This window comes from Peptoniphilus pacaensis (assembly GCF_900088125.1).
Classification (GTDB): Bacteria; Bacillota; Clostridia; order Tissierellales; family Peptoniphilaceae; genus Aedoeadaptatus; species Aedoeadaptatus pacaensis.
The window spans coordinates 1,246,681-1,268,523 of sequence record NZ_FLQT01000003.1 but is presented as its reverse complement, the minus strand read 5'-3'; the positions used below and the strand labels follow the sequence as shown (position 1 = coordinate 1,268,523).

Below are 21,843 nucleotides of genomic sequence, written 5' to 3'. Positions count from 1 at the left end.
CCGCATTTAGTTGGCGGCTTTTTGAATGTCTTCGTAAGCCCAGTGGTTTTCCGGCAAATCGCTGAACGCCTTGCGGGATTCCTTCTTGGGAATATTAAATGCACGGTTGATCATGGCGATAATTTCAGCACGCGTTACCACGCGGTCTCCGCCAAAGGATCCGTCTTCGTAGCCGACGACGATGCCCGCTTCTTTAAGAGCACCGGCATAACCTGCATACCATGCGTTTGCGGGAACATCTTTAAATGCGCCTTGTTTCGGTTGAAGGCCTTTTAATTTGGCGATCATGGTAACCGCTTGGGCCCTGGTTACACCTCCATTGGGGCGGTAATTGCCGTCGCCGTAGCCGGTGATAATGCCTGCATTGATTAAGGTTTTAAAGCTGTCGAAATACCAATCCGTGGGGCGAATGTCTGCGAGGGCTTTTTGTAAATCGCCGCTGACGCTTACAAAACGTGCCAGCATGGTAGCGAGTTCCGAGCGTACCACTTTTTGATTCGGCTTAAAGCTTCCGTCGGGATAGCCTTTGACGAATGCCTCTTTCGGCACATTAACCGTAAAGTTCGGCTTCGTTTCCGTCGTCTTCGGTTTTTCAACCGGTTTACTTTCTTGAGGTTTCGCCGGGGTGGATTGAGAATTTCCGCCGGGTCTGTGGCCGATCCAACCGGATGAGCCGCTGTTCGGCTTGTCTTTCTTGTCGTCGGAAGGCTTCGGTTGCGGCGTCGGTTTTTGTGCTTCTTTTAAGCCTGCCACCGCTTTTTCAAGATCGGCTTTCGCCTTGTTTATAGCACCTATGTCCCTTCCCGCTACATCTTTTTCCGCTTGGGTAATGGCCTTTTCCACCGCTGCTTTCGTTTCAGCCGTGTAGGTCTTACCATCTTTTAATTTATTCTTTGCCTCTTGAATTGCTTTGGTTAACGCGTCTTTCGCTTCTTTAAGTTTTTCGTCTTCTTGGCTTGCTTTCGGCTTTTCTTTAAGGGCCTTCACAGCATTTTCCAACGCAGCTTTCGCTTTGTTCATCGCTTCGGCATCCTTGCCGTTTAATGCTCCATTAGCAGCTTTCAATTGATCCTTTACCGCTTGCTTGGTTTCGTCGGTGTAATCTTTGCCGTCTTTAAGCTTCGCTTCTGCCGCCGCGATGGCAGCCCTTAATTCGTTCTTCGCTTTTTCTGATTCTTTATTGATGTCAGGTTTTGGTAGGTCGATTTCCACGCTATAACTTAACTTTTTGGAAAAATCAACATTAGCGTGCTTTTCGTAGTAATTTCGCGTTACGCGATACTTTCCTCCATTAGCGATGGAAGTAATGGGAATTTCGATATCATTGGCATCTACCGGATCAATTTCTGACACTCTTTGATTGTGGCCCTCATTTTTTGTCCACTCATCAAATACTTTTTCTATCTCGCTTTCATCTAAGCGTTCAACGACAGTCTGGATTTTCCAGTCATGATTCTTATCTAAGATTTGAGCAAATGCTAAGTGGTCATTGTGCGTTTGAATGCTATGTTTTTTATAAATAACATCTTTTACAAACGCCAGATAATCTTGTGGTGATTTGAAGAAATCCCAATCATTAATATCTTGATTGATCCAATAAGCCATTTGTAAGAAATCCAAATCTTGCTCTAGCTTCAAACCCTTATCCGTTTTACTTAATCGGGGGTTCATAGCCGTCATTTGAGGTTGATATTGATTGTCGTTGCTCTTCATTTTCACGCCCGCTTTTTGAATGATCGCCATATCATTAGCATCTAATGAAGGTTTAAGATAATTTAAGCTGACATCAAATTTATTGAATGTTACGCGGGAACCTTGCGCTTTAGCTGCCATCTTTTCAAAAGGTATCTCTCTCAGTAAATTGCCAGTCATCAAAAACTTAGGATACTTAGTACTATTTAAACTTGCATTAGATGCCATGCGAGTCCACATAGACTCTGGTAAGCTCTCGATACGATTAAAGGATAAGTCAAGCTCAACTAATGTTCTTAATTTACTCAACCCTTCAGGAATAGAGGTCAAGTGATTGTGTGCCACTTTAATTGTTGACAATTGCTTGTAGTTTGCCAGTTCTTTTGGAAGGGTCCTTAAATGGTTCTCACTGGCAACTATGCTCTTAAACCGTCCTCCCTCTTTTGGAAGAACGCCTTCCAAGCTGGTCAAATCATTTTCTGCAAGCCACAATGCTTCAAGTTTTGTGGCGTGTGTTAAAAATCCCTTAGGAAGTTCTTTTAAACCGTTACGTGATAAAGCTACTTCACTTAACAACGGGTTGTTTTTTAATAAATCTTCAGGAAGCGATGACAATTGATTGCCTTCTAACCATAAAATAGCTAGATTTTTATTATTCTTAAATACACCTGCAGAGAGCTCTGATAATTTATTTCCGCCTAAACTGATTTTTGTCAAGCCGGTCATATTATCAAAAATTCCCTCGGGAAGTTGAGTTATGTTATTAGAATCCAGTATGATACTTGAAACACCTGGTCCTAAATCCTTCAACATCGAGATGTCCGGTGTTGCTGCATATTTTTCACCCGAAAGATCTAACTCACCAGTCGCATTGCGTAGTTCGTCTTTTGAAATAATGCCATCACCATTTTTATCGACTTTAGCTTCGATTAACTTCAGTGTTAGGTCCTTGTCATTTTTTTCTTTGACCTTCTTAGGATCCTTTAAATCATCAAATCCTTTCCATCCTTTTTTGATTGGTTGCTTAAAGTGAACATCCGCTTTCATATACTTGCCGTACTGTCCGATTTGATCTTCTGTACCCTTCATAGCAGTGACAAGTACACCCATCTTGTAGATAGTTGATAAGTCCTTTACGCTGCATGTGAAAATCTTTTCACCTGCATTAAGCCCTTCTGTCGTTTTAATGCTTGGCTTAAATTGATCACCTTTTCCAAGCACTAAATCTAATAAAATTGACGCTAACTTTCCAGATGCTCTAAAGGAAACTTTCTTATCCTTGCCATTGACGGTGAGTTTTGCCCGCTTCCCGATAACAGATTCAACCATCTTTGAACTATCGTTTGTGTTTTCTCTAGTTACCTCAAAATTGAGTGTATATTCCCCATTAGGCAAATCATCTGTCAAATCAAAATCATCCGTTTTCTTTGGCTTTTCGCTTGCTGCGCGATTTTCCCATGTGCTTCCATCAGAGAATGTTACTTTCACATGAGGATCCGTTCCCGCTTTTTTTAATGCTTCAATCAATTGAGAACCATTCCCTTGAAAATCCCAAACCTCAAATTCTTTGTTATAGTTAAATGCGCCTTCTACTCCTTTAATTCCACTGTCGCCATTGACACTAAAACCCGCATTTTTAATCGCCTCGGCAAAAGCCTCTTTATCCTCTTCCTTAAAGTTTTTAAACTTAATCTTTAGCACTTCTCCGACCCCTGAAAGATTCGGTACAAAAGAGACAGATTGGATCTGGAATCGTACTGCTTCCTTGCGTGGATCTTTAGGCTTTTCTATCTCTGCCTCTTTCCCGCTTGTTAAGAAATAGCATCCAAAAGTATTCGTATTAATTACGGCATAGCTGTCTTGAACGTTTAAAGTTAATGGATCGGCCCCTGAAATCATTCCCTCGCCCTCATCGTCTTTCTCGAGGTAAGCGTGGTAAAATTTCAAAGTCTTTCGTTCATGATTCTTAATAGGGAAAAATAATTTAACTTCCCCTTTTACAGCTTTCTTTTCCCCTCCCTTTTCTAGGGAAACTTCATAGGCTGAAAATTCTTTTATTTTATCAATAGAGGATTTTGCTCCGCCATAAGTATTTAAAAAAGCAGCCTTGTCGAGAGACTTGACCTTTAGCTCTGTCCCTTCTTCTAATGCTCCGTTTGGATATTCTACTTTTACACCGGTCGCCGCATCCGTCAATGTTTGTATTTTTGGCACTTCCGGTTGAATACTCGGATCCGACCCTTTGGGATTGGCGACGGGAGTAATGGCTTTTTCCATTTTTGATTCACTACCGTCTTCAAATTCAAGTACAACTTCTAGCTTGGTTTGGCCAAATAAATGTTCAATCGTCGATGAGTCACTACAGATTAAACCTTTATAGCTTTCCGTTAAAACGGTTTTATTTGTGAATCTCTTGCCGTTTAATTTGAATGCTTTTACTTTGCTCAAGGCCTCTCTTGCCACCTTAATGCAAAGTTCAGGATCGCCATACCCTTTTTTAAAATCGATATCCTGAATGGGGTATTGCTTATTTAACTTGTTCTCATTGCCTGGTTGCGGCTCTTGTTTTTTATCTTGCTCGGCGATGTATTTTTTTACATCGAATTTAATTTCTTGGGGCGTTACATAACCTGCTTGGGTGTAGGTAAGCGTAGTCCCATCCTTAAAGCCTATTTCAACCTTATGCGCTTCTCCATTTAACAAATTCAAGTTATCCATGGCAAATTCCAGATTTTGCCCTTGCAACCCGATGTCTCCGGATTTTTTTTTCGCATCGATAAAGAAATTGCTAAAGCCCGGTCGTAGAGCCTCACCTCCATTATCATCTACAAGAATGTATCGAATATTCCCTAAGAACTTGTCGTGCCACTCTGATTGTGGTGTATCGCTTGTAAATAAAATGGCATTGTTCCTATTGGTGATTGGTTGGGTAAATTTTACAATTTCCCATATTGCCGACATGCCACCCGTATTTACTTTCTCTAATTCTTTTTGTACTTTAGGTTCTTGAGATTTCGAAACATAACCTTCATCCGTTTTTTCGACGCTCGATCCATCTTTCATTGTAATAATGAATTGATGCTTATCATTTTTTTCAAAATTGGCAATTGCTTTTTTTGCGTCCGGCATTTTATCGTAAGTATTTAAAACCCCATTAAACCAGATAAAGTTTTTACGACCATCACTTCCCGCATAAGGTATTTTTATACCATCGATGTTTACACTCTCAATATTATGATTGCAGATATAATCTAAAGCTGCACCTCTAGTTTTATGTTTATAATCCAGTGTTGCTCCCACCGCATGGCTTGTATGTTCACCCTCTCCGGCGATACTCTTTTTAATTGACTGAATCGTTAAGCCGCTTGCCATATTTTGAATATCTGCCCGTTGGAAGGTAACAATATAGGGCTCATGCCCACGCGATCTAATTTCCACGCTGTTCTGATTTAGAATTAAACAATGATTGTCGATATAAGCACAACTATCATCACCGTCTATCTTAATTTGATAGTTTTCATGACCACCACCCGGAAGCATATAATCTACTCCATTTAATCGAATGTGCTCGATACCTTGAAGCCAATCATTCTCTTCAGTCGTTAGATCTTCTCTTCCAAAGCCTATTTTCAAACTACCGCTTGATATATCCAGTATAATACCTTGCGGTACCTTCTTTTCTCCTGCTGCCTGTACACTCCTTACAGGAAAACTTGTCAGCAGCATACAAAAAGCCAACAAGAGTGCGATATGTCGTTTCATTGATATTCCTCCTTCTGTGTATGGTTAAATGAGAGCTAACTGATTGTTGCTATCATTATATTAATTAAGTCGGTAGACTTTATCAATGGATTCGGTATAATTTTTTACGTTAACCTTGGTTAACGGAGAGGGAGTGATATCTCCTCTCATCATCCTTTTATCCCCATGATTTCAAGGTTTTTCTCACCATAAACAGGGGGTTATTTGAATTTCAATCTTTACTTTTCAACGGCACAAAAAAAGCACCTCCATGGAGATGCTTTCACTCTTTGTTATATACTTGATTCTAATTTTACATCTTTACCGAGGTCAAGACGGACATAATGCCGTCGATGGCATAGGAGCGGCGGCTCGGTACCTCTCCCTGTTTTCTCGGTTCTTTTTCTTTCAATGTGGCGACTAAATAGTTTCCGTCCTTCGCTCCTAAGAGGAGCTGATCTTTTTTCGGAAAGTCTTTTGGGTTCTCTTCGATGGTGCCCAGGATTTCACCGGTGGCTTTAAAGACAAAATCGATCCGTCCCTTTTCCTTTACCACTTCCACCCCTTCGATGCCGTCTTCCGGCCAGTCCCAGGTGATGGCGGGATCGGTGAGATTTTCTTTTTCCGTAATGTCGGTGTAGGCCAGGTCCTGCCGGTCGAAGGTGCCCAGGACGAGAAGGTTCCTGTCCTCGTCGTAGCTCACCGTTTTTTTCTGCGACTCGAAAACTTCTTCCATGTTCACGTAGCGCTTGTCATCTTGAATGAGGACGGTATCCTTTCGAATGGGAATTTGAATGATCTTCTCTTGCGTCGTTTTAAAGGACACATTGTCTTTGTCTTTCAAGGGCAGATAGCAGGCCTTTTCCATGACCACCGCTTCGTCGATAAAGACCTTGCCGTCTTTTTCGATGGTATCCGATGCGTCCAAGAGCTGTCCGCAAAGGATCACATGATCCACGGCTCGCGATGCCGGCGCCCCACAGCCCGCCAGTAAAAGCAATAGGAGCACAGCACAAAATCCCTTTTTCATTTCATCTCCCCCTTTTTTTCTCATTATAGCAGAGGATATGGCAGAAAAAAGGCGGCGGCTCTAAGCTTTTTCTAAGATTTGAGGGCGTTTATTGCAAAAGAAAAGCGCCCGCAAGGCGAGCGCATGATCTTTTATTCTGTTAATCCATTAATTTAGAGCCGTTTACGCGAACGCCTGGGCCCATGGTAGAGGCCAAGGTAACGGAGCGCAAATAGCGTCCTTTAGCTGCTGCCGGTTTCGAACGAATGATGGCAGACATTAAGGTCTTAAAGTTTTCGGTGAGCTTTTCCGTACCGAAGGATTTCTTTCCGATGGGTACGTTGATGATGGCCGCTTTGTCGACGCGGTATTCAACCTTACCTGCTTTGATTTCTTCAACGGCTTGTCCGACATCAAAGGTAACGGTGCCGGCCTTCGGGTTCGGCATGAGACCCTTGGGACCTAATACGCGACCGATACGACCGACGACGCCCATCATGTCAGGTGTCGCGACGACGACGTCGAATTCGAACCAGTTTTCGTCCTGAATTTTCTTCATGAGCTCTTCGCCACCGACGTAATCTGCGCCGGCTTCTTCCGCTTCTTTGATCTTATCGCCCTTAGCGAAAACCAAGATGCGTTCCGTACGACCGGTACCGTGGGGTAATACAACGGTGCCGCGTACCTGTTGGTCGGCGTGACGGGGATCGACGCCGAGACGAACGGCGAGCTCGATGGTTTCATCGAAATTAGCGACGGCGGTCTTTTGTACCAATTCAATGGCTTCGTTCACATCGTAAAGGTGGGAACGATCGACGAGTTTAAGACTGTCTTGATATTTTTTACCTCTCTTAGGCATGTTTAACCTCCTTGTGGTTCAAACGAAATGGAATTTCTCCCACTAACCTTCTACTTCGACGCCCATGCTGCGTGCCGTACCGGCGATCATGCGCATGGCCGCTTCGACATCGGCTGCATTTAAGTCGGGCATTTTTGTTTCGGCAATTTCACGGCATTGATCCTTGGTGATCTTAGCGACTTTCTTCTTGTTGGGTTCGCCGCTTGCCTTGTCGATGCCTGCCGCTTTTTTAATTAAGACGGCTGCCGGCGGGGTCTTGGTAATAAAGGTAAAGGAACGATCTTGATAGACGGTCATGACTACCGGAATAATCATGCCGGCTTGGTCTTGTGTCTTGGCGTTAAATGCTTTGGTAAATTCCATAATGTTAACGCCGTGGGGCCCGAGGGCGGTACCGACCGGCGGTGCCGGCGTTGCCTTGCCTGCGGGGATTTGTAATTTAACGATTGCTATGACTTTCTTTGCCATAGTACACCTCCTAATGTGGTTTGGCGGGGTTTCCCTCCCACTCTTAATGTGCTTACGTTTATGCCTCGGTTAATTGGTTCACGTCCAATTCCACCAAGGTGTCGCGGCCGAACATGGAAATGGTGACTTTCACCTTCCGGTTTTCCTCATCCAGCTCTTTGACAATGCCGACGAAATCTTCGAAGGGTCCGGTCAGGACCTTGACGCGATCGCCTACGGCATAGGTATCCGACAGGGCTTCTTTTTTCGTCACGCCTAAGTGCTTGACCTCTTCGTCGGAAAGGGGAATCGGTTTGCTTCCCGGGCCGACGAAGCCGGTGACGCCTCGTGTGTTTCTGACGACGTACCAGGATTTATCGTTCATAATCATTTTTACCAGGACGTAGGAAGGGAACATTTTGCGTTCCTTTAATTTCTTTACGCCGTCTTTTTCTTCGACGTAATCTTCCATGGGCACCTGGACATCAAAGATCATATGGCCGAGATCCTGATTTTTCACCATGGATTCCATATTGTCTTTGACTTTGTTTTCGTGGCCGGAATAGGTATGGATCACATACCAATGGGCTTCTTCCTGACCGTTTTCGCCATTGGTGCGATTTAAATCATCTGTCAATTGAAATCCTCCATACCGCTTACACGCCGAAAATCAGGCCCATAATGTGGCTGAAGACAAAGTCAACGGCGTAGATAAACAAAGCCGTGACGATGCTGACGAAAATAACGATTAAGCTATATTGGAATAATTGTTTCTTCGTCGGCCATACGACCCGTTTAAATTCCCTTTTGACACCGCGAAAATATTTCGATAAGGATTCTTTTTCCTCTACCTTCGGCGTTGTGGATTTTTGCGCCATCGTATCTCTCCTTACTTCGTCTCCTTATGGACTGTATGGGTCTTGCAGAATTTGCAATACTTTTTGATCTCCATACGTTCCGGCGTATTCTTCTTGTTCTTGTACGTTACGTAGTTTCTTTGTTTGCACTCTGTGCATTCCAATGATACGCGATCAGCCATCGCACACCTCCTCTGACTCTAATAATTAATGGAAATAAACTCAATAAAAAAGGGCTTGTCTCAAGCCGCTTTTTCCGGTAAGCCGGATTGGTTTACGGAGTAATCCTATCAAAAATCCGGCTTCCTGTCAATTGTTTAGGCCTTTTTATTTTTTAAAAGCCCTTCCCAACGATCCAATTCCTTTAAATATTTTTCTCTGCGCCCTTCGTGTTCCTTTTCAAAAATCGCCGTCTCCCGATCCACGGCCTCTAAGCGCTCGGGGCTCAGGTTTCTTTCGGCAAAGGGATAGACCACGGCATTTTCTCGATCGGCATGAGCTTCCAGCAAAAAGGCGTAGTTGTACATAAGGCCGAAGACGTCCAGGAGATGCTCATCCGTGGGTTCTTTTTCCCACACTTGGCGCGCTTCGTCTAAATTTCTGACGATGTTTCGCGCCTGATCGTGTTCGACAAACATGCCTTGGCGCACGATATATTCCGCCACATCGCCTAAATCCGCGAGCATGTAGCGAAAGAGAATGTCTTCTTCCTTGCCGTGGTGATGGGCGTCGGAGTAGTGGCGAATAAATTCGATCATGGGAAGCACTTCATCTTGAAATAAAACCTCGCCTTCCAAGGCCTTAATCAGGTAGCGGCGAATAATGCCGGTGAAACGCAGGATCTGTTCGTGTTCTTTCATGAGTACATCAATTCCGTACATGGTCTTTCTCCTTTTCGATGATTTTTTCCGCCACGCGCATGCCGTCCATGGCCGAGGAGACGATGCCTCCGGCATAGCCCGCCCCTTCGCCGGCGGGATAGAGGTTTTCGTGGCTTAAGGATTCCAATGTGGTCAGATCTCTGGTGATGCGCACCGGCGAGGAAGAGCGGGTCTCCGGCGCCGTCAAGAGTGCCTTTTCGATGAGGGCGGGAAAGCGGCGGCCCATGTCTTTAAGTCCTTCCGTTAACGCCCGGTCCAGCGCCTCGGGATAAATTTCGTGCAGATCCGCAAAAAAGGTGCCGGGCCTGTAGGTCGGCGCCACGGCATCACCTTCCTCGCCGTAAAGGTAGCTGCTCACACTTTCAACCGGCGCCTTGTAGCTCTTGGTCATGGCGAATACCTTTTGCTCGATCTCTCGCTGAAATTCCACGCCGGCCAAGGTGCCTTCGCCGTAGGTTTCATGGTCGATGGTGACGAGGACGGCGGCATTGGCATTTTCCCCGTCGCGGGCCTTGTAGCTCATGCCGTTGGTCACCACGCCGCCTTCCTCCGATGCGGCGGCCACCACTTTTCCTCCGGGGCACATGCAAAAGGTGTAGACGCCCCTCTCTCCCACCTTGGCGGTGACGCTGTAATCGGCGGCGGGCAGGAAGCGACGCATGTCTCCGTACTGGCTCTCGTCGATGGCGGCCTGGGGCTCTTCGATGCGAAAGCCCACGGCGAAGGGCTTTTGCTCCATAAAAATTCCCTTCTCGTGAAGCATGGTAAAGCTGTCCCGGGCGGAGTGGCCGAGGGCAAGCACCACGTACTTGGCGTGAAAGTCGCCCTTGCTCGTGGCCAGGCTGTAGCCACCCTTTTCTTTCGTGATGGATTTTAATGCCGTGCGGAAATGAATCTCCGCCCCCATGTCCTCGAGCTCTTTTCTCAAAAGCACCAAGACCTTTCTCAGAGCGTCGGTGCCCACGTGAGGCTTTTTCTTATAGAGGATGCTCTCGTCGTCGGCCAAGCGGCTAAACAGCTCCAGCACCGTGCGGCCACGGGGATCCTTGGATCGGCTGGTGAGCTTGCCGTCGGAGAAGGTGCCGGCGCCCCCTTCGCCGAATTGCACATTACTCTCGGGATCCAGTTCTCCCGTTTCCCAGAAGGCCTCCACCTTCTTCACACGCTCCTCTAGGGCATCGCCCCGCTCGATTAATATAGGCGCCATGCCCCGCTTGGCGAGGACCCAGGCGCAGAAAAGCCCCGCCGGTCCCGCGCCGACGACCACGGGCCGCTCCGCCGTTTCGACCTGCGACAGATCGTAGGCTTCCTCTTTTACGGGAAGGATCTGTTTGTTTTTTCGTATTTTTTTGTTTGTCGTCATGTCCACGGCGGCGATGAAGCGCATGGTGCGCCCCTTCCTTGCGTCCACGGATTCCCGGTGGCGGCGCCAGCTGTATTCGCCGTGCTTTAAGCCGGTGATTTTTTCGATTTCGGCCTCGTATGCCTCGGGCTTCGAGTCGATGGGCCGATGTAAATTATTGATTCTGTAGTTCATAGGCTTAATTATCCTTTTTCTTTTTTAAAAGGTCAAGTTCAGTGTACGGTTTTCTCCGGGAAAAATCCGTAACTTATGTAACGAAAAAGCCTTCCCGCAGGAAGGCCTTCGCGTTTATTTATTATTCTTTCCTAAAATATAATCCACGCCCGCCTGAATCACCGGCATGACTTTCATATTCGGAATATTTTTAAAGAGATTGTCTTCCACCCGTTCGATGTGGCCCATCTTTCCTAAGATGTGGCCGTCGGGGCTGATGAGCCCTTCCATATTGAACTCGCTGCCGTTGGGATTGTCCACGTAGGTGAAGGCCACTTGATTGTTTTCGACCAGTGCCTTCGCCTGTTCCTCGGAAAGAACCAATCGACCTTCCCCGTGGCTGATGGGCACGGCGTATTCGTCACCGGGATTCAAGTACATAAGCCAGGGCGAATCGTTGGTCATGACTTGGGTGGTGACCATGCGGGCCACGTGGCGGGAATTGTCGTTAAAGGTCAAAGTGGGGGAGTCGGCTTCTTGCACCCGGGCTTCGCCGTAGGGCAGATAGCCCGACTTGATCAAGGCTTGAAAGCCGTTGCAGATGCCAAGCACCAGCCCCTTCTTTTCCTTCACCAGGTAATCCACGGCGGATTTCACTACCTCGGTGCGGAGGATGTTGGCGATAAATTTCGCCGAGCCGTCCGGCTCGTCGCTGAAGCTGAAGCCGCCGGGAATGGCGAAGATGTCCGCTTCTTTAATCTTTGCGGCTAGCTCCGAAATGCTTTCGACGGTTTCTTTCGCCGTTTGATTCTTGAAGATAAAGACTTCCGCCTCGGCACCTGCCTTGGTGAACACGTCTTTCGTGTCGTACTCGCTGTTGGTTCCCGGGAAGCAAGCGATGAGCACGCGGCAGCTGTCTTTCGCCGCGGCATTTGACCTGCGGGTGCTTGCGATTTGCACCGTGGCCAGGGCTTTCTTTTGATCGTGAATTTCCGGCGGGAAGACTTTGTCCAGTCCCGTGGTGTAGGCGTTTTTAATTGCTTTTTCGTCTAATTTTTCGCCGTTAACCACATAGCCCGTTTCAGTCAAGCTACCGACGGCTTTCACTCCGTCGAAGGCATCTTTGTATTCCACGATGATGTCGCCGTAGCGGGCGTTGTAAAGGTCGTCGAGTTCCACATCGAAGCCGAGGTCGTTGCCCATGGCGGAGATGATCATGCCCGGCAAGGTGCCCTTGTGGGTCACGGCTGCGGCGGAAAGAATATTTCCCGATGCCATTTCTTTTTTCAGCACCTTGGCCCCTGCCTTAAAGGCACCGATGTCGATCCTGCCGTCTTCCGTGCGCACCGCTTCCACAATGCCCAGCTTGTTCCCCGCTGCCGTAAAGACATTGCTCACCACGTCTTTCGCCGCTATGGGGGCGATGGCGAAGGACACCAGGGTAGGCGGTACGTCTTTGTCGCGGAAGGTGCCGCTCATGGAGTCTTTTCCGCCAATGGGAGGAATTTCCAGATCCATGCAGGCGTCGAAGGCACCTAAGAGGGCCTTCAAAGGCTTTTGCCAACGCAATTCGTCTTCTGCGAGTTTTTCGAAATACTCTTGGAAGGTGAAGTACATGTCGCAGATTTCAGCGCCGGTAGCCACCAACTTCGCCACGGATTCCACCACGGCGTAGTAGGCGCCAAAGTATTGGTTTTCCGAAAGGAATTCGGGATTGCAGCCGTAGCTCATGACGCTGGCCGTTTGGCTCTTCTTGCCTTCCACAGGAATGAGCCCCGCCATGGCTTGGGTGGGCGTCAGTTGCTTCTTGCCGCCCAAGGGCATCAGCACCGTGCCCCGGCCCACGCTGTTGTCAAATTTTTCGATTAAATTCTTTTGGCTCACCACATTTAAATCGCCCATGCGTTTTACGATATCCGACGCCTTCAGGTCGTCGCAGCGATTCAGGTAATGGCAGATAGGATCTTTTTCCACCTTCACCTTTTGGCTCCGGTCCACGCCAGCGGTGTCGATAAAGGCGCGGTCCAAATCCACGATGAGCTTGTCTTCGTAGTAGAGGCGCATGGCGGCTTCTTCCGTCACTTCTGCCACGACGGTCATTTCAAGATTTTCTTCCCGGCTCATTTCCTCGAAGAGGGGCAAATCTTCTTTCTCGATGACCACGGCCATCCGTTCCTGAGATTCGGAGATGGCGATTTCCTTCGGCTTGAGGCCCGCATACTTCAAAGGCACCTTGTCCAGTTGCACGCGGATTCCGGGAGCCAGCTCGCCGATGGCCACGGAGACGCCGCCGGCACCGAAGTCGTTGCAGCGCTTAATGCGAGATGCGATTTCCGGACGGCGGAACAGGCGCAGGAGCTTCCGCTCTTGAGGCGCGTTGCCCTTTTGTACCTCCGCGCCGGCCGTAGCCAAGGAGGCCGCCGTGTGTTTCTTGCTGCTGCCCGTGGCGCCGCCGACGCCGTCGCGGCCCGTGCGGCCGCCCATCAAGAGGATTAAGTCCCCGGGCATGGGTTCGCCGCGCCATACATTGCTCCTCGGTGCGGCACCGACCACGGCGCCCACTTCCATGCGCTTGGCCATGTAGCCGTCGTGGTAAAGCTCTTCCACGAGGCCGGCGGGAATGCCGATTTGATTGCCGTAAGAGGCGTAGCCGTTGGCGGCTTCCGTGGTGATCTTCTTTTGAGGCAGCTTGCTTTCCCAAGTGTCTTCAATGGGCATGGTGGGATCGCCGCTGCCCGTAAGGCGCATGGCCTGATAGACAAAGGCTCTGCCGGAAAGGGGGTCGCGAATGCAGCCGCCCAAGCAGGTGGATGCGCCGCCGTAGGGCTCGATTTCCGTGGGGTGGTTATGGGTTTCGTTTTTAAACATGAGGAGATAGGGAATGGTCTCTTCCTTCCCCGTCCTGAGATCTTCCGCCACCACGTCCACGCAAATGGAGCAGGCGTTGATCTCTTCCGACACCTCCATATTGGTCTTCACGCCCTCGGCCTTTAGGTGTTTCGCTACCAAGGTGCCCAGGTCCATGAGGCTCACGGGTTTTTTGCGATTTAATTCTTTCCGCGTCTTTAGATAGCGGTCGTAGGCGGCGGTGATTGTTTCATCCACATCGTCGTCGAATTCGATCTCCAGGGCCGTGTTAAAGGTGGTGTGGCGGCAGTGGTCGGACCAGTAGGTATCTAAAATCGCCAGTTCCGTTTCGTTAATGTCCCGGCCCACTTCTTTAAAGTGTTCTTGAATAAAGGCGAAGTCTTCGAAGCTCATGGCCAGATCCATGGATTCGAAGCGGCGCTTCAATTCCCCTTCGTCCCAGGAAATAAAGCCTTCGATGACGGCGTTATCCGTATTTTTTTCCAATTCCTTTTTAATGGTGGTGGGCACGCCGAAGAGGCCGCCGATTTTTTGATCCACCGGGTTCACCAAATGCTTCACGATGGCGGCGTAATCTTTTTCGTCGATGTCGCCGATAAAATCGTACACCGTGGCACAGGCCGCATCTAAATTGGTGTGGCCGAAGATGGCCGTCGCCGTGTCCAGGACCCCGGCCTGCCGTTGATCGTATTGGCCCGGTTGGTATTCCACCACGAGGCCGTGATCCATATGGGCTTGAAGCTTAAAGGCGTCACTGCCTGCGAAGACTTTATCGCTGGGCGCTTCGGAAAGCACTTCTTTGGCCAGGCGATCCACTTCCGCTTTCGTCAGGCCTTCCAAATCGTAGCGGGCGTAGATCTTCACGTCGTCCAGGTGAATGCCCAGCTCTTCGTTTAACTGCGCCGCAAGGCCCTTGGCCGCGTTGTCGAAGCCGGGCTTTCTGCCCACGTAGACGCGGCTGGTCATGGGGCCGATGTCTCGGCGAATTTGTTTATGTTCGAATTGAATCTTATCCGCACCGGCGTAGGCTTTGGCTATGGCTTCTTCGAAAGTGTCCGCCGTGGCGGTAACGGTAAGCACCCGTCCCCCGTCGGTGACGAGCTTGCCGTCTTGGATCTTCGTGCCGGCGTGGAAGACGGTGACGTCTTTTAAATCGTTGGGAATGGTAATTTCCACGCCCTTTTCCGAGGACTCGGGATAGCCGCCGCTGGCCAAGGTGAGGGACACGACCTTCTTGTCGTTTTCCTTCACGGACACTTTATCCAGCTCGCCCTTGGCCGTGGCCATCATAATTTCCAAGAGATCGCCGTCTAAGCGTTCCAACACCGATTGGGTTTCCGGATCGCCGAAGCGGCAGTTGTATTCGAGAATTTCCGGGCCGGCATCGGTAATCATAATGCCCATAAAGATCAAGCCGCGGAAATCCATGGCGTCTTTTTTCAGGCCCGCCATAAAGGGGCGCACCAATTTTTCGTCGATGGCATCCAACAGGGGCAAGGCTTCCACATTGGGAGCGTAGCTGCCCATGCCGCCGGTGTTCGGTCCCCGTCCCCCTTCGTAAATGGACTTGTGGTCCTTGGCCGTGGAGAGGGGCACGATGGTTTTGCCGTCGCAGAAGGCGAGGAGGCTCATTTCGAAGCCTTCCAAAAATTCTTCCACGACGACGCGATCCGTGTGGAAACGGTTCTTTTCGTACACGTCGATTAAAAAGGCTTCCACTTCTTCTTCCGTATAGGCGATGACCACGCCCTTACCTGCGGCCAAGCCGTCTGCCTTTAAGACGCAGACGCCCTTTTCCGCCAAGAGATTGACGGCCCCTTGCCGCACGGCATCCCGATCCGTGGATTCGAAATAGCCCGCCGTGGGGATATTGTGGCGCACGCAGAATTCCTTCGTAAAGAGCTTGGAGCCTTCCAGCTGAGCCGCTTCTTTTCTCGGGCCGAAAATAGCCAGGCCCGCCTCTTCAAAGGCATCGGCAATGCCATCCACCAAGGGCGCCTCGGGACCGACTACGGTGAAATCCACCGCCATGTCCTTGGCAAATTTCAAAAGGCCTTGAATGTCGCCGCTTGAAATCGCGATATTTTCGCCTACATCTTCCGTGCCGCCGTTGCCCGGTGCAAAGTAAATCTTCTCTACCTCTTTGTTTTTCGCGATGGCATGGCCGATTGCGTGCTCGCGACCGCCGCCGCCGACAATTAGTACCTTCACAATGCCTCCTTAATGTTTAAAGTGACGGACGCCCGTAAATACCATGGACAGTCCTTTTTCGTTACATGCCTTAACAGAATCCTCGTCGCGGATGGAGCCGCCCGGTTGAATAATGGCGCTGACGCCTTTTTCCGCCGCCGCTTTGACGCAGTCGTCGAAGGGGAAGAAGGCGTCGCTTGCCATGACCGAGCCCTCGAAATCGCGGCCCGGGTTGTGATTAAAGATATTTTCCAGAGCCCAGATGCGGCTGGTTTCGCCGCCGCCGACGCCTAAGGTCATGCCGTCTTTAATGAGAACCACGGCGTTGGAGCGCACGTACTTGACCACCTTCATGCCGAAGAGGAGATCCCGCTTTTCGGCATCCGTCGGCGCCTTGTCCGTGACCACCTTGTAGTCTTCGTCTGCGTCGAGATCCGCATCCTGTACCAAGACCTTGCCGCTGGCAAAGCGCATTTCTTTTTTCAACGGGCCGGCGGCGTAGTCCACTTGAATGACGCGGAGGTTTTTCTTTTGCTTAAAGACCTCCAAGGCTTCTTCGGTAAAATCTTTTGCCGCAACCACTTCCAGGAAGATCTTCACCATTTCTTCGGCGCATGCCTTGTCCACCGTGGTGTTTAATGCCACGATGCCGCCGAAAATAGACAGGCTGTCCGCTTCAAACATTTTCTTGTAAGCGTCCACGTCGCTTTCGCCTAAGGCGACGCCGCAGGGCGTGGCATGCTTTAAGCCGACGCAGATAATGCCGTCCTTGTCTTCGTCGAATTCCCCGGCGAGGCTGACCGCCGTGTTAAAGTCGTTGAGATTGTTGTAGGAAAGCTCCTTGCCTTGGAACTGTTTCATGTGGCTGAAGTAGCTGTTCACCATGGGATCTTCATAGACCGCCGCCTTTTGATGGGGGTTTTCTCCGTAGCGCAGGTCCGCTTCCTTCTTCAGGCCGATGGTCAAGAGATCGTCCTCTTCCCCGGTGACTTCCTTAAAGTAGCGGGCGATCATGGAATCGTAGTAGGCGGTCTTGCTGAAAGCCTTCATGGCGAGCTTCCGGCGGAAGGTGAGATCGTCTTTGCCTTCCACCAATGCCTCGAGGACACTGTCGTAATCCGAGGGATCGGTGACGATGAGCACGTCCTTGTGGTTCTTCGCCGCCGAGCGCACCATGGAGGGGCCGCCGATGTCAATGTTTTCGATCATGTCGGCTTCGGATTTATGTTGCTTGTAGCTTTCTTCAAAGGCGTAGAGATTGACGCAGACCAAATCGATATTGCCGATGCCGTGTTCCTTCACCGTGTCCGCGTGGCTCTTTTCGTCCCGCTTATAGAGAATGCCTCCGTGTACCTTCGGGTGCAGGGTCTTTACCCGGCCGTCCAGCATTTCGGGAAAGCCCGTGTAGGCGTCGATGGGGGTGACTTCCACGCCGCCTTCTTCAATGGCTTTTAATGTGCCGCCGGTGGAGAGAATGGTGAAGCCCAACTCCCTCAGGCCCTTGGCGAAGCTCACGATATTCGTCTTGTCCGTTACGGACAACAATGCGTATTTCATAGTATGCCCTCCTCGCAAAATCGAATGGCTGTCTTAAGTAATTGATGCTCCAAGACGAGCACCGTTTGTTGAATAGCTTCCGGCGAATCCAGCTTCTGTATATCCACGGAGGATTGGAGCAGGATGGCGCCGCCGTCCACGGTTTCGGTGACGTAGTGCACCGTGGCGCCGCTTCTCTTTTCCCCGTGGGCAAACACCGCCTCGTGGACGTTGAGGCCGTACATGCCCTTGCCGCCGTAAGCGGGAAGCAGGGCCGGGTGAATATTGATCATGCGACCGTCGTAGCGGCTCAAAAGCTCCTTGCCCAGGATTTTTAAATAGCCCGCCAAGACGATAAAGTCGATGTGATTCTCCTCCAGCACCTCTAAGAGGTCGCCGTCACCTTCTACAAAGGTGGCCTTTCCCGCCTCTTGCGCCCGCACGAGGCCATAGGCGTCGCGGCGATTGGACACCACCAGCGCAATCTCCGACTGAAAAAATCCTTCCCTCTCGGCATCTAACAGAGACTGTAAATTGGTCCCGGAGCCGGAAATAAACACGGCGATTTTCATTTCAGCACAGTCTTGCCTTCGCCCTTGGTGATTTTTCCAATCACCGTGGCTTTCTCGTCGGTCTTGTCGTTCAGGTAAGCCAGAGCCTTTTCCGCCTCGTCCTCGCCTACGATAATCACCATGCCGATGCCCATGTTAAAGGAGCGATAGAGCTCTTCTTCCGCAATGGCGCCGGTGTTTTCGATAAAGGTAAAGAGGTCGCCCTTGTCCCAGCTGCCCATTTCGATGGTGCAGTCTAAGTCGTCGGACAAAATGCGGGGAATGTTTTCGATAAAGCCGCCGCCGGTAATATTGCACACGCCCTTCACTTCCACCTCGTCCATTAAACCCAAGACGGGCTTTACATAGAGGCGTGTGGGGCGCAGCAGGGCTTCCCCTACGGTGCCTTTAAGGCCTTCGGCGGTATCATTAATGCCCAACTTCAAGTGATCGAAGAACAGCTTCCGCGCCAAGCTGTAGCCGTTGGAGTGGAGGCCGCTGGATGCGAGACCGATGACCACGTCCCCTTCCTTCACCTTGCTGCCGTCGATGATTTTATTCTTATCACAAAGACCCACGGCAAAGCCCGCCAGATCGTACTCGTCTTCGGCGTAAAGGCCCGGCATTTCCGCCGTCTCCCCGCCGATTAAAGCGCAACCCGATTGACGACAGCCTTCCGCCACACCTTCCACGATCTTTTGCATCTTTTCCGCGGACACGTGACCCGTGGCCACGTAGTCCAAAAAGAACAGGGGCTTGGCGCCTTGGCAGATCAAGTCGTTCACGCTCATGGCCACGAGATCGATGCCCACCGTGTCGTGGATATCCATCATCTGTGCCACCATGAGCTTCGTGCCTACGCCGTCCGTGGCGCCTAAAAGCACCGGGTGCTCCATGTCCTTGGCGGCGGAAAGATCGTAGCCGCCGGAGAACAAACCGATGTCTCCCAAGACATTCTTGTCGTAAGTGGATGCGACGGCCTTCTTCATGAGCTCGACGGCACGATTGCCTTCGGTAATGTCGACGCCGGCGTCTTTGTAAGATAATGTCATAATGCCTCCTATATCACCGTGGGGTCTACCGGGTAGTCCCCGTCAAAACAAGCGGTACAGTATTGGTTGATCTCTTTCTTTCCGGCCCGGGCCAAGCCTTCCATGGAGATAAAGGCCAGGGAATCGGCGCCGATATTTTCTTCGATTTCCTTAATCGTTTGATTGGCGGCGATTAAATGCTTCCGGTACGGGGTGTCGATGCCGTAGTAACAGGAATATTTTACCGGCGGCGAGGTGATGCGCATATGCACTTCCTTGGCGCCGGCATCCCGCAGGCGATGGATCAGATTGCGGCTCGTGGTTCCCCGTACAATGGAGTCGTCCAAGAGGACGATGGACTTGCCCTTGACCACATCTCCCAAGGGATTGAGCTTGAGTTTCACCGCCATGTCCCTTTCCTTTTGGGTGGGCTTAATAAAGGTGCGGCCCATGTAGCGGTTCTTTACCAGACCTTCGCCATAGGGAATTTGCGACGCTTGGGCGTATCCGATGGCCGAGGGAATGCCGCTGTCGGGCACCGGGACCACCAAGTCTACATCACAGGGCGCTTCCTCCCACAAAATTTCCCCGCAGCGACGGCGGAAAGTGTAGGCGTTAATGTCGTCCAGATTGGCGTCGTTACGCGCAAAGTACACGTACTCGAAAATGCAGTTCTTCGGCGTAGCGTCCGATTCGTAGTGATCGGAATGAATGCCCGTTTCGTCGACGACGAGGATTTCCCCGGCTTCGATGTCCCGGATCATGCGTCCGCCGATAATTTCAATGGGGGCGTTTTCGCTGGCCACGATGACGTCGTCTTCGTCCCGACCCAAGACCAAGGGGCGGAAGCCGTGGGGATCCCTAAAGGCCACCACCTTGCCCTTGACCAGGGCCGTCACCGAATAGGCGCCCTCGATGACGCTCATGGTCTTTTTAATGGCTTCCACGATGTCCCCGTCGTAGTAGCGGGTAATTAAGTACAAAATCACTTCCGTGTCGTTGGTGGTTTGGAACATCATCCCCTCTTCTTCCAAACGCTCCCGCAAAATATGGTAGTTCACCAGATTGCCGTCGTTGGCGATGGCGATGGTTTCCCCGCCGATGAAACCCATAATCGGCTGAATATTATAATCGTGGGAACCTTCCGCCGTGGAATAGCGCACGTGACCGATTCCGATATCCCCTTCCAAATCCCGTAAGCTTTCTTCCGTGTAGGCGTCGATAACCAAACCCATGGACCGCTTTCTTAAAATTTCTTCCCCGTTGAAAACGGCCATCCCCGTGGCTTCCTGTCCCCGGTGTTGCAACGAATTCAAGCCGTAAAACAGACTGGTTGCCACTTGCGATTTACTATAAATTCCAATAACTCCACACATTGTTTGCGTTAGATCCTTTCTATTCTTAGCGATGTCTCAATTTCGGGTGCTGCTTTCATCTCGTTAAAGGATACTCTTCATTGGCTCCCCTCGGGAAGCCCCGCACAAAACCTCCTGAAAATTAAAAAAAGAGATACGGGTATCGTATCTCTTAAAAGCCTACACTGAGAGCGCAGCTTGGCCATTTTTTAACGCAAGAAAATACAAGCGCACAAACAGCCGAGTGCTTTAAATGCAATTGACGGAAATAAAATCGGATCAATCCCACGCCCCCCTTTTGTCAAAAGTATTGTACCATATTTTTTTATGAGGAACAATCGACCGGGAAAAAATACGGGACGTGCCGGGAAAATCCGTCTTGTCAGTCCGGGAAATTCGTGAAATAATGAAATCGATAGAACACGACCTCAAGGAAAGGATGAAAACATGCTGGGAATTATCGATGTCGGCGGAGGCATGCGCGACGTATTCGGCGCCGGCGTATTGGACTATTGCATAGATCAGAACATTCGCTTCGACTACTGCATCGGCGTATCCGCCGGGGCGAGCAATCTCATCGGCTATGCGGCCCATCAAAAGGGTCGCTCCAAAACCTTTTACCTGGACTACGCCTTCCGCAAAGAATACATGGGCGTGGAACACTTTAAGGAAACCGGCGACTACTTAAATCTGGAATACATTTACCACACACTGTCTAAGGAAGACGGCGAAAACCCCCTAGATTACGACGCCTTTTGCGCCTCGGGCATCCGCTTCAGCTGCGTCGCCACCGACGCCGCCACGGGCATGCCCGCCTACTTTACGGAAAAAGACATATCGCGAAATCACTACGAGCCCTTGGCGGCCAGCGCCTCCTTGCCCGTCGTCAATCAGCCCTATGCCTTTCGCGGGAAAAGCTACGTAGACGGCGGCCTTTCCGATCCCATTCCCTATATGAAAGCAAAGGCCGACGGCGTCACGCGAAGCGTCGTCATCCTCACGCGGCCGAAAGACTTTTTCAGAAAACCCCGGCGAGATTTCTACTTCGCCTTGCGCCTGCGGCACCATTACCCGGAACTCGCCCACGCCATGTTCCGGCGGGCAGACCTTTATAACGCCCAGCTACGCCACATCCTAAAAAACGAAGGGAAAAATTGCCTCATCATCGCACCGGAATCCACCCTCCACATGAAGACATTGAAATTGGACCGGGAAAAAATGAACATCCTTTACGACGAAGGCTACGAAAAAGGCGCCCATATCGCCCGCTGGCTTTCGCGGTAAAATAAATCAGCATCCACAGGAGCTCG

15 protein-coding genes are annotated in these 21,843 nt (G+C 50.2%); 1 reads left to right on the top strand and 14 read right to left on the bottom strand.

Features of this window, described 5'->3' with window-relative positions:
• Window positions 1–6: 6 nt before the first annotated feature.
• From BN7444_RS06025 to purF, 14 genes are all read right to left on the bottom strand, one after another.
• Window positions 7–5,454: an S-layer homology domain-containing protein gene (locus BN7444_RS06025; RefSeq protein WP_068457145.1), complete on the bottom strand. Its 5,448-nt coding sequence runs from the start codon at window positions 5,452–5,454 to the stop codon at window positions 7–9.
• A gap of 292 nt (window positions 5,455–5,746) precedes the next feature.
• Window positions 5,747–6,463, bottom strand: a complete 717-nt coding sequence (locus BN7444_RS06020) for a hypothetical protein (RefSeq protein ID WP_068457143.1) — start codon at window positions 6,461–6,463, stop codon at window positions 5,747–5,749.
• 139 nt (window positions 6,464–6,602) lie between these two features.
• On the bottom strand, window positions 6,603–7,301 hold the full coding sequence (gene rplA / locus BN7444_RS06015) for a 50S ribosomal protein L1 (RefSeq protein WP_068457139.1): 699 nt from the start codon (window positions 7,299–7,301) through the stop codon (window positions 6,603–6,605).
• Between the two features lie 42 nt (window positions 7,302–7,343).
• Window positions 7,344–7,769, bottom strand: coding sequence for a 50S ribosomal protein L11 (gene rplK, locus BN7444_RS06010; protein WP_068457136.1), 426 nt, complete (start codon window positions 7,767–7,769; stop codon window positions 7,344–7,346).
• 58 nt (window positions 7,770–7,827) lie between these two features.
• Entirely contained in the window at window positions 7,828–8,385 is a 558-nt protein-coding gene (gene nusG, locus BN7444_RS06005; RefSeq protein ID WP_068457134.1) for a transcription termination/antitermination protein NusG, read from the bottom strand.
• A 19-nt stretch (window positions 8,386–8,404) separates the two neighbouring features.
• Window positions 8,405–8,626 (bottom strand): preprotein translocase subunit SecE, encoded by a 222-nt coding sequence (secE, locus tag BN7444_RS06000; RefSeq protein WP_068457131.1) that lies wholly within the window; start codon window positions 8,624–8,626, stop codon window positions 8,405–8,407.
• An 11-nt stretch (window positions 8,627–8,637) separates the two neighbouring features.
• Window positions 8,638–8,787, bottom strand: a complete 150-nt coding sequence (rpmG, locus tag BN7444_RS05995; protein ID WP_068457129.1) for a 50S ribosomal protein L33 — start codon at window positions 8,785–8,787, stop codon at window positions 8,638–8,640.
• Window positions 8,788–8,922: 135 nt separating this feature from the next.
• Window positions 8,923–9,486: a hemerythrin domain-containing protein gene (locus BN7444_RS05990; protein ID WP_068457126.1), complete on the bottom strand. Its 564-nt coding sequence runs from the start codon at window positions 9,484–9,486 to the stop codon at window positions 8,923–8,925.
• Entirely contained in the window at window positions 9,473–11,023 is a 1,551-nt protein-coding gene (locus BN7444_RS05985) for an NAD(P)/FAD-dependent oxidoreductase (RefSeq protein WP_068457123.1), read from the bottom strand. Before BN7444_RS05985 ends, BN7444_RS05990 begins: the two co-directional genes overlap by 14 nt.
• Window positions 11,024–11,137: 114 nt before the next feature.
• Window positions 11,138–16,081 carry a phosphoribosylformylglycinamidine synthase gene (locus BN7444_RS05980; protein ID WP_068457120.1) on the bottom strand — a complete coding sequence of 1,648 codons (4,944 nt, stop codon included), beginning with the start codon at window positions 16,079–16,081 and terminating at the stop codon, window positions 11,138–11,140.
• Between the two features lie 9 nt (window positions 16,082–16,090).
• A complete protein-coding gene (purH, locus tag BN7444_RS05975; RefSeq protein WP_068457118.1) occupies window positions 16,091–17,617 on the bottom strand; it encodes a bifunctional phosphoribosylaminoimidazolecarboxamide formyltransferase/IMP cyclohydrolase in 1,527 nt (508 codons plus the stop codon).
• The gene (purN, locus tag BN7444_RS05970) at window positions 17,614–18,168 is read right to left on the bottom strand and encodes a phosphoribosylglycinamide formyltransferase (protein ID WP_068457114.1); all 555 of its coding nucleotides are present in this window, start codon (window positions 18,166–18,168) and stop codon (window positions 17,614–17,616) included. The genes purH and purN overlap by 4 nt, the downstream gene beginning before the upstream one ends.
• Window positions 18,165–19,199, bottom strand: a complete 1,035-nt coding sequence (gene purM / locus BN7444_RS05965) for a phosphoribosylformylglycinamidine cyclo-ligase (RefSeq protein WP_068457110.1) — start codon at window positions 19,197–19,199, stop codon at window positions 18,165–18,167. The genes purN and purM overlap by 4 nt, the downstream gene beginning before the upstream one ends.
• An 8-nt stretch (window positions 19,200–19,207) precedes the next feature.
• A complete protein-coding gene (purF, locus tag BN7444_RS05960) occupies window positions 19,208–20,554 on the bottom strand; it encodes an amidophosphoribosyltransferase (RefSeq protein WP_068457108.1) in 1,347 nt (448 codons plus the stop codon).
• A 426-nt stretch (window positions 20,555–20,980) separates the two neighbouring features.
• Here purF and BN7444_RS05955 point away from each other — a divergent pair, with 426 nt between their 5' ends.
• Window positions 20,981–21,817, top strand: a complete 837-nt coding sequence (locus BN7444_RS05955; protein ID WP_068457105.1) for a patatin-like phospholipase family protein — start codon at window positions 20,981–20,983, stop codon at window positions 21,815–21,817.
• Window positions 21,818–21,843: the final 26 nt, after the last annotated feature.

Coding starts and splice junctions, on each gene's coding strand:
- BN7444_RS06025 (WP_068457145.1), bottom strand. CDS start 5,454: ATGAAACGACATATCGCACTCTTGTTGGCTTTTTGTATGCTGCTGACA.
- BN7444_RS06020 (WP_068457143.1), bottom strand. CDS start 6,463: ATGAAAAAGGGATTTTGTGCTGTGCTCCTATTGCTTTTACTGGCGGGC.
- rplA (WP_068457139.1), bottom strand. CDS start 7,301: ATGCCTAAGAGAGGTAAAAAATATCAAGACAGTCTTAAACTCGTCGAT.
- rplK (WP_068457136.1), bottom strand. CDS start 7,769: ATGGCAAAGAAAGTCATAGCAATCGTTAAATTACAAATCCCCGCAGGC.
- secE (WP_068457131.1), bottom strand. CDS start 8,626: ATGGCGCAAAAATCCACAACGCCGAAGGTAGAGGAAAAAGAATCCTTA.
- rpmG (WP_068457129.1), bottom strand. CDS start 8,787: ATGGCTGATCGCGTATCATTGGAATGCACAGAGTGCAAACAAAGAAAC.
- BN7444_RS05990 (WP_068457126.1), bottom strand. CDS start 9,486: ATGTACGGAATTGATGTACTCATGAAAGAACACGAACAGATCCTGCGT.
- BN7444_RS05985 (WP_068457123.1), bottom strand. CDS start 11,023: ATGAACTACAGAATCAATAATTTACATCGGCCCATCGACTCGAAGCCC.
- purH (WP_068457118.1), bottom strand. CDS start 17,617: ATGAAATACGCATTGTTGTCCGTAACGGACAAGACGAATATCGTGAGC.
- purN (WP_068457114.1), bottom strand. CDS start 18,168: ATGAAAATCGCCGTGTTTATTTCCGGCTCCGGGACCAATTTACAGTCT.
- purM (WP_068457110.1), bottom strand. CDS start 19,199: ATGACATTATCTTACAAAGACGCCGGCGTCGACATTACCGAAGGCAAT.
- purF (WP_068457108.1), bottom strand. CDS start 20,554: ATGTGTGGAGTTATTGGAATTTATAGTAAATCGCAAGTGGCAACCAGT.
- BN7444_RS05955 (WP_068457105.1), top strand. CDS start 20,981: ATGCTGGGAATTATCGATGTCGGCGGAGGCATGCGCGACGTATTCGGC.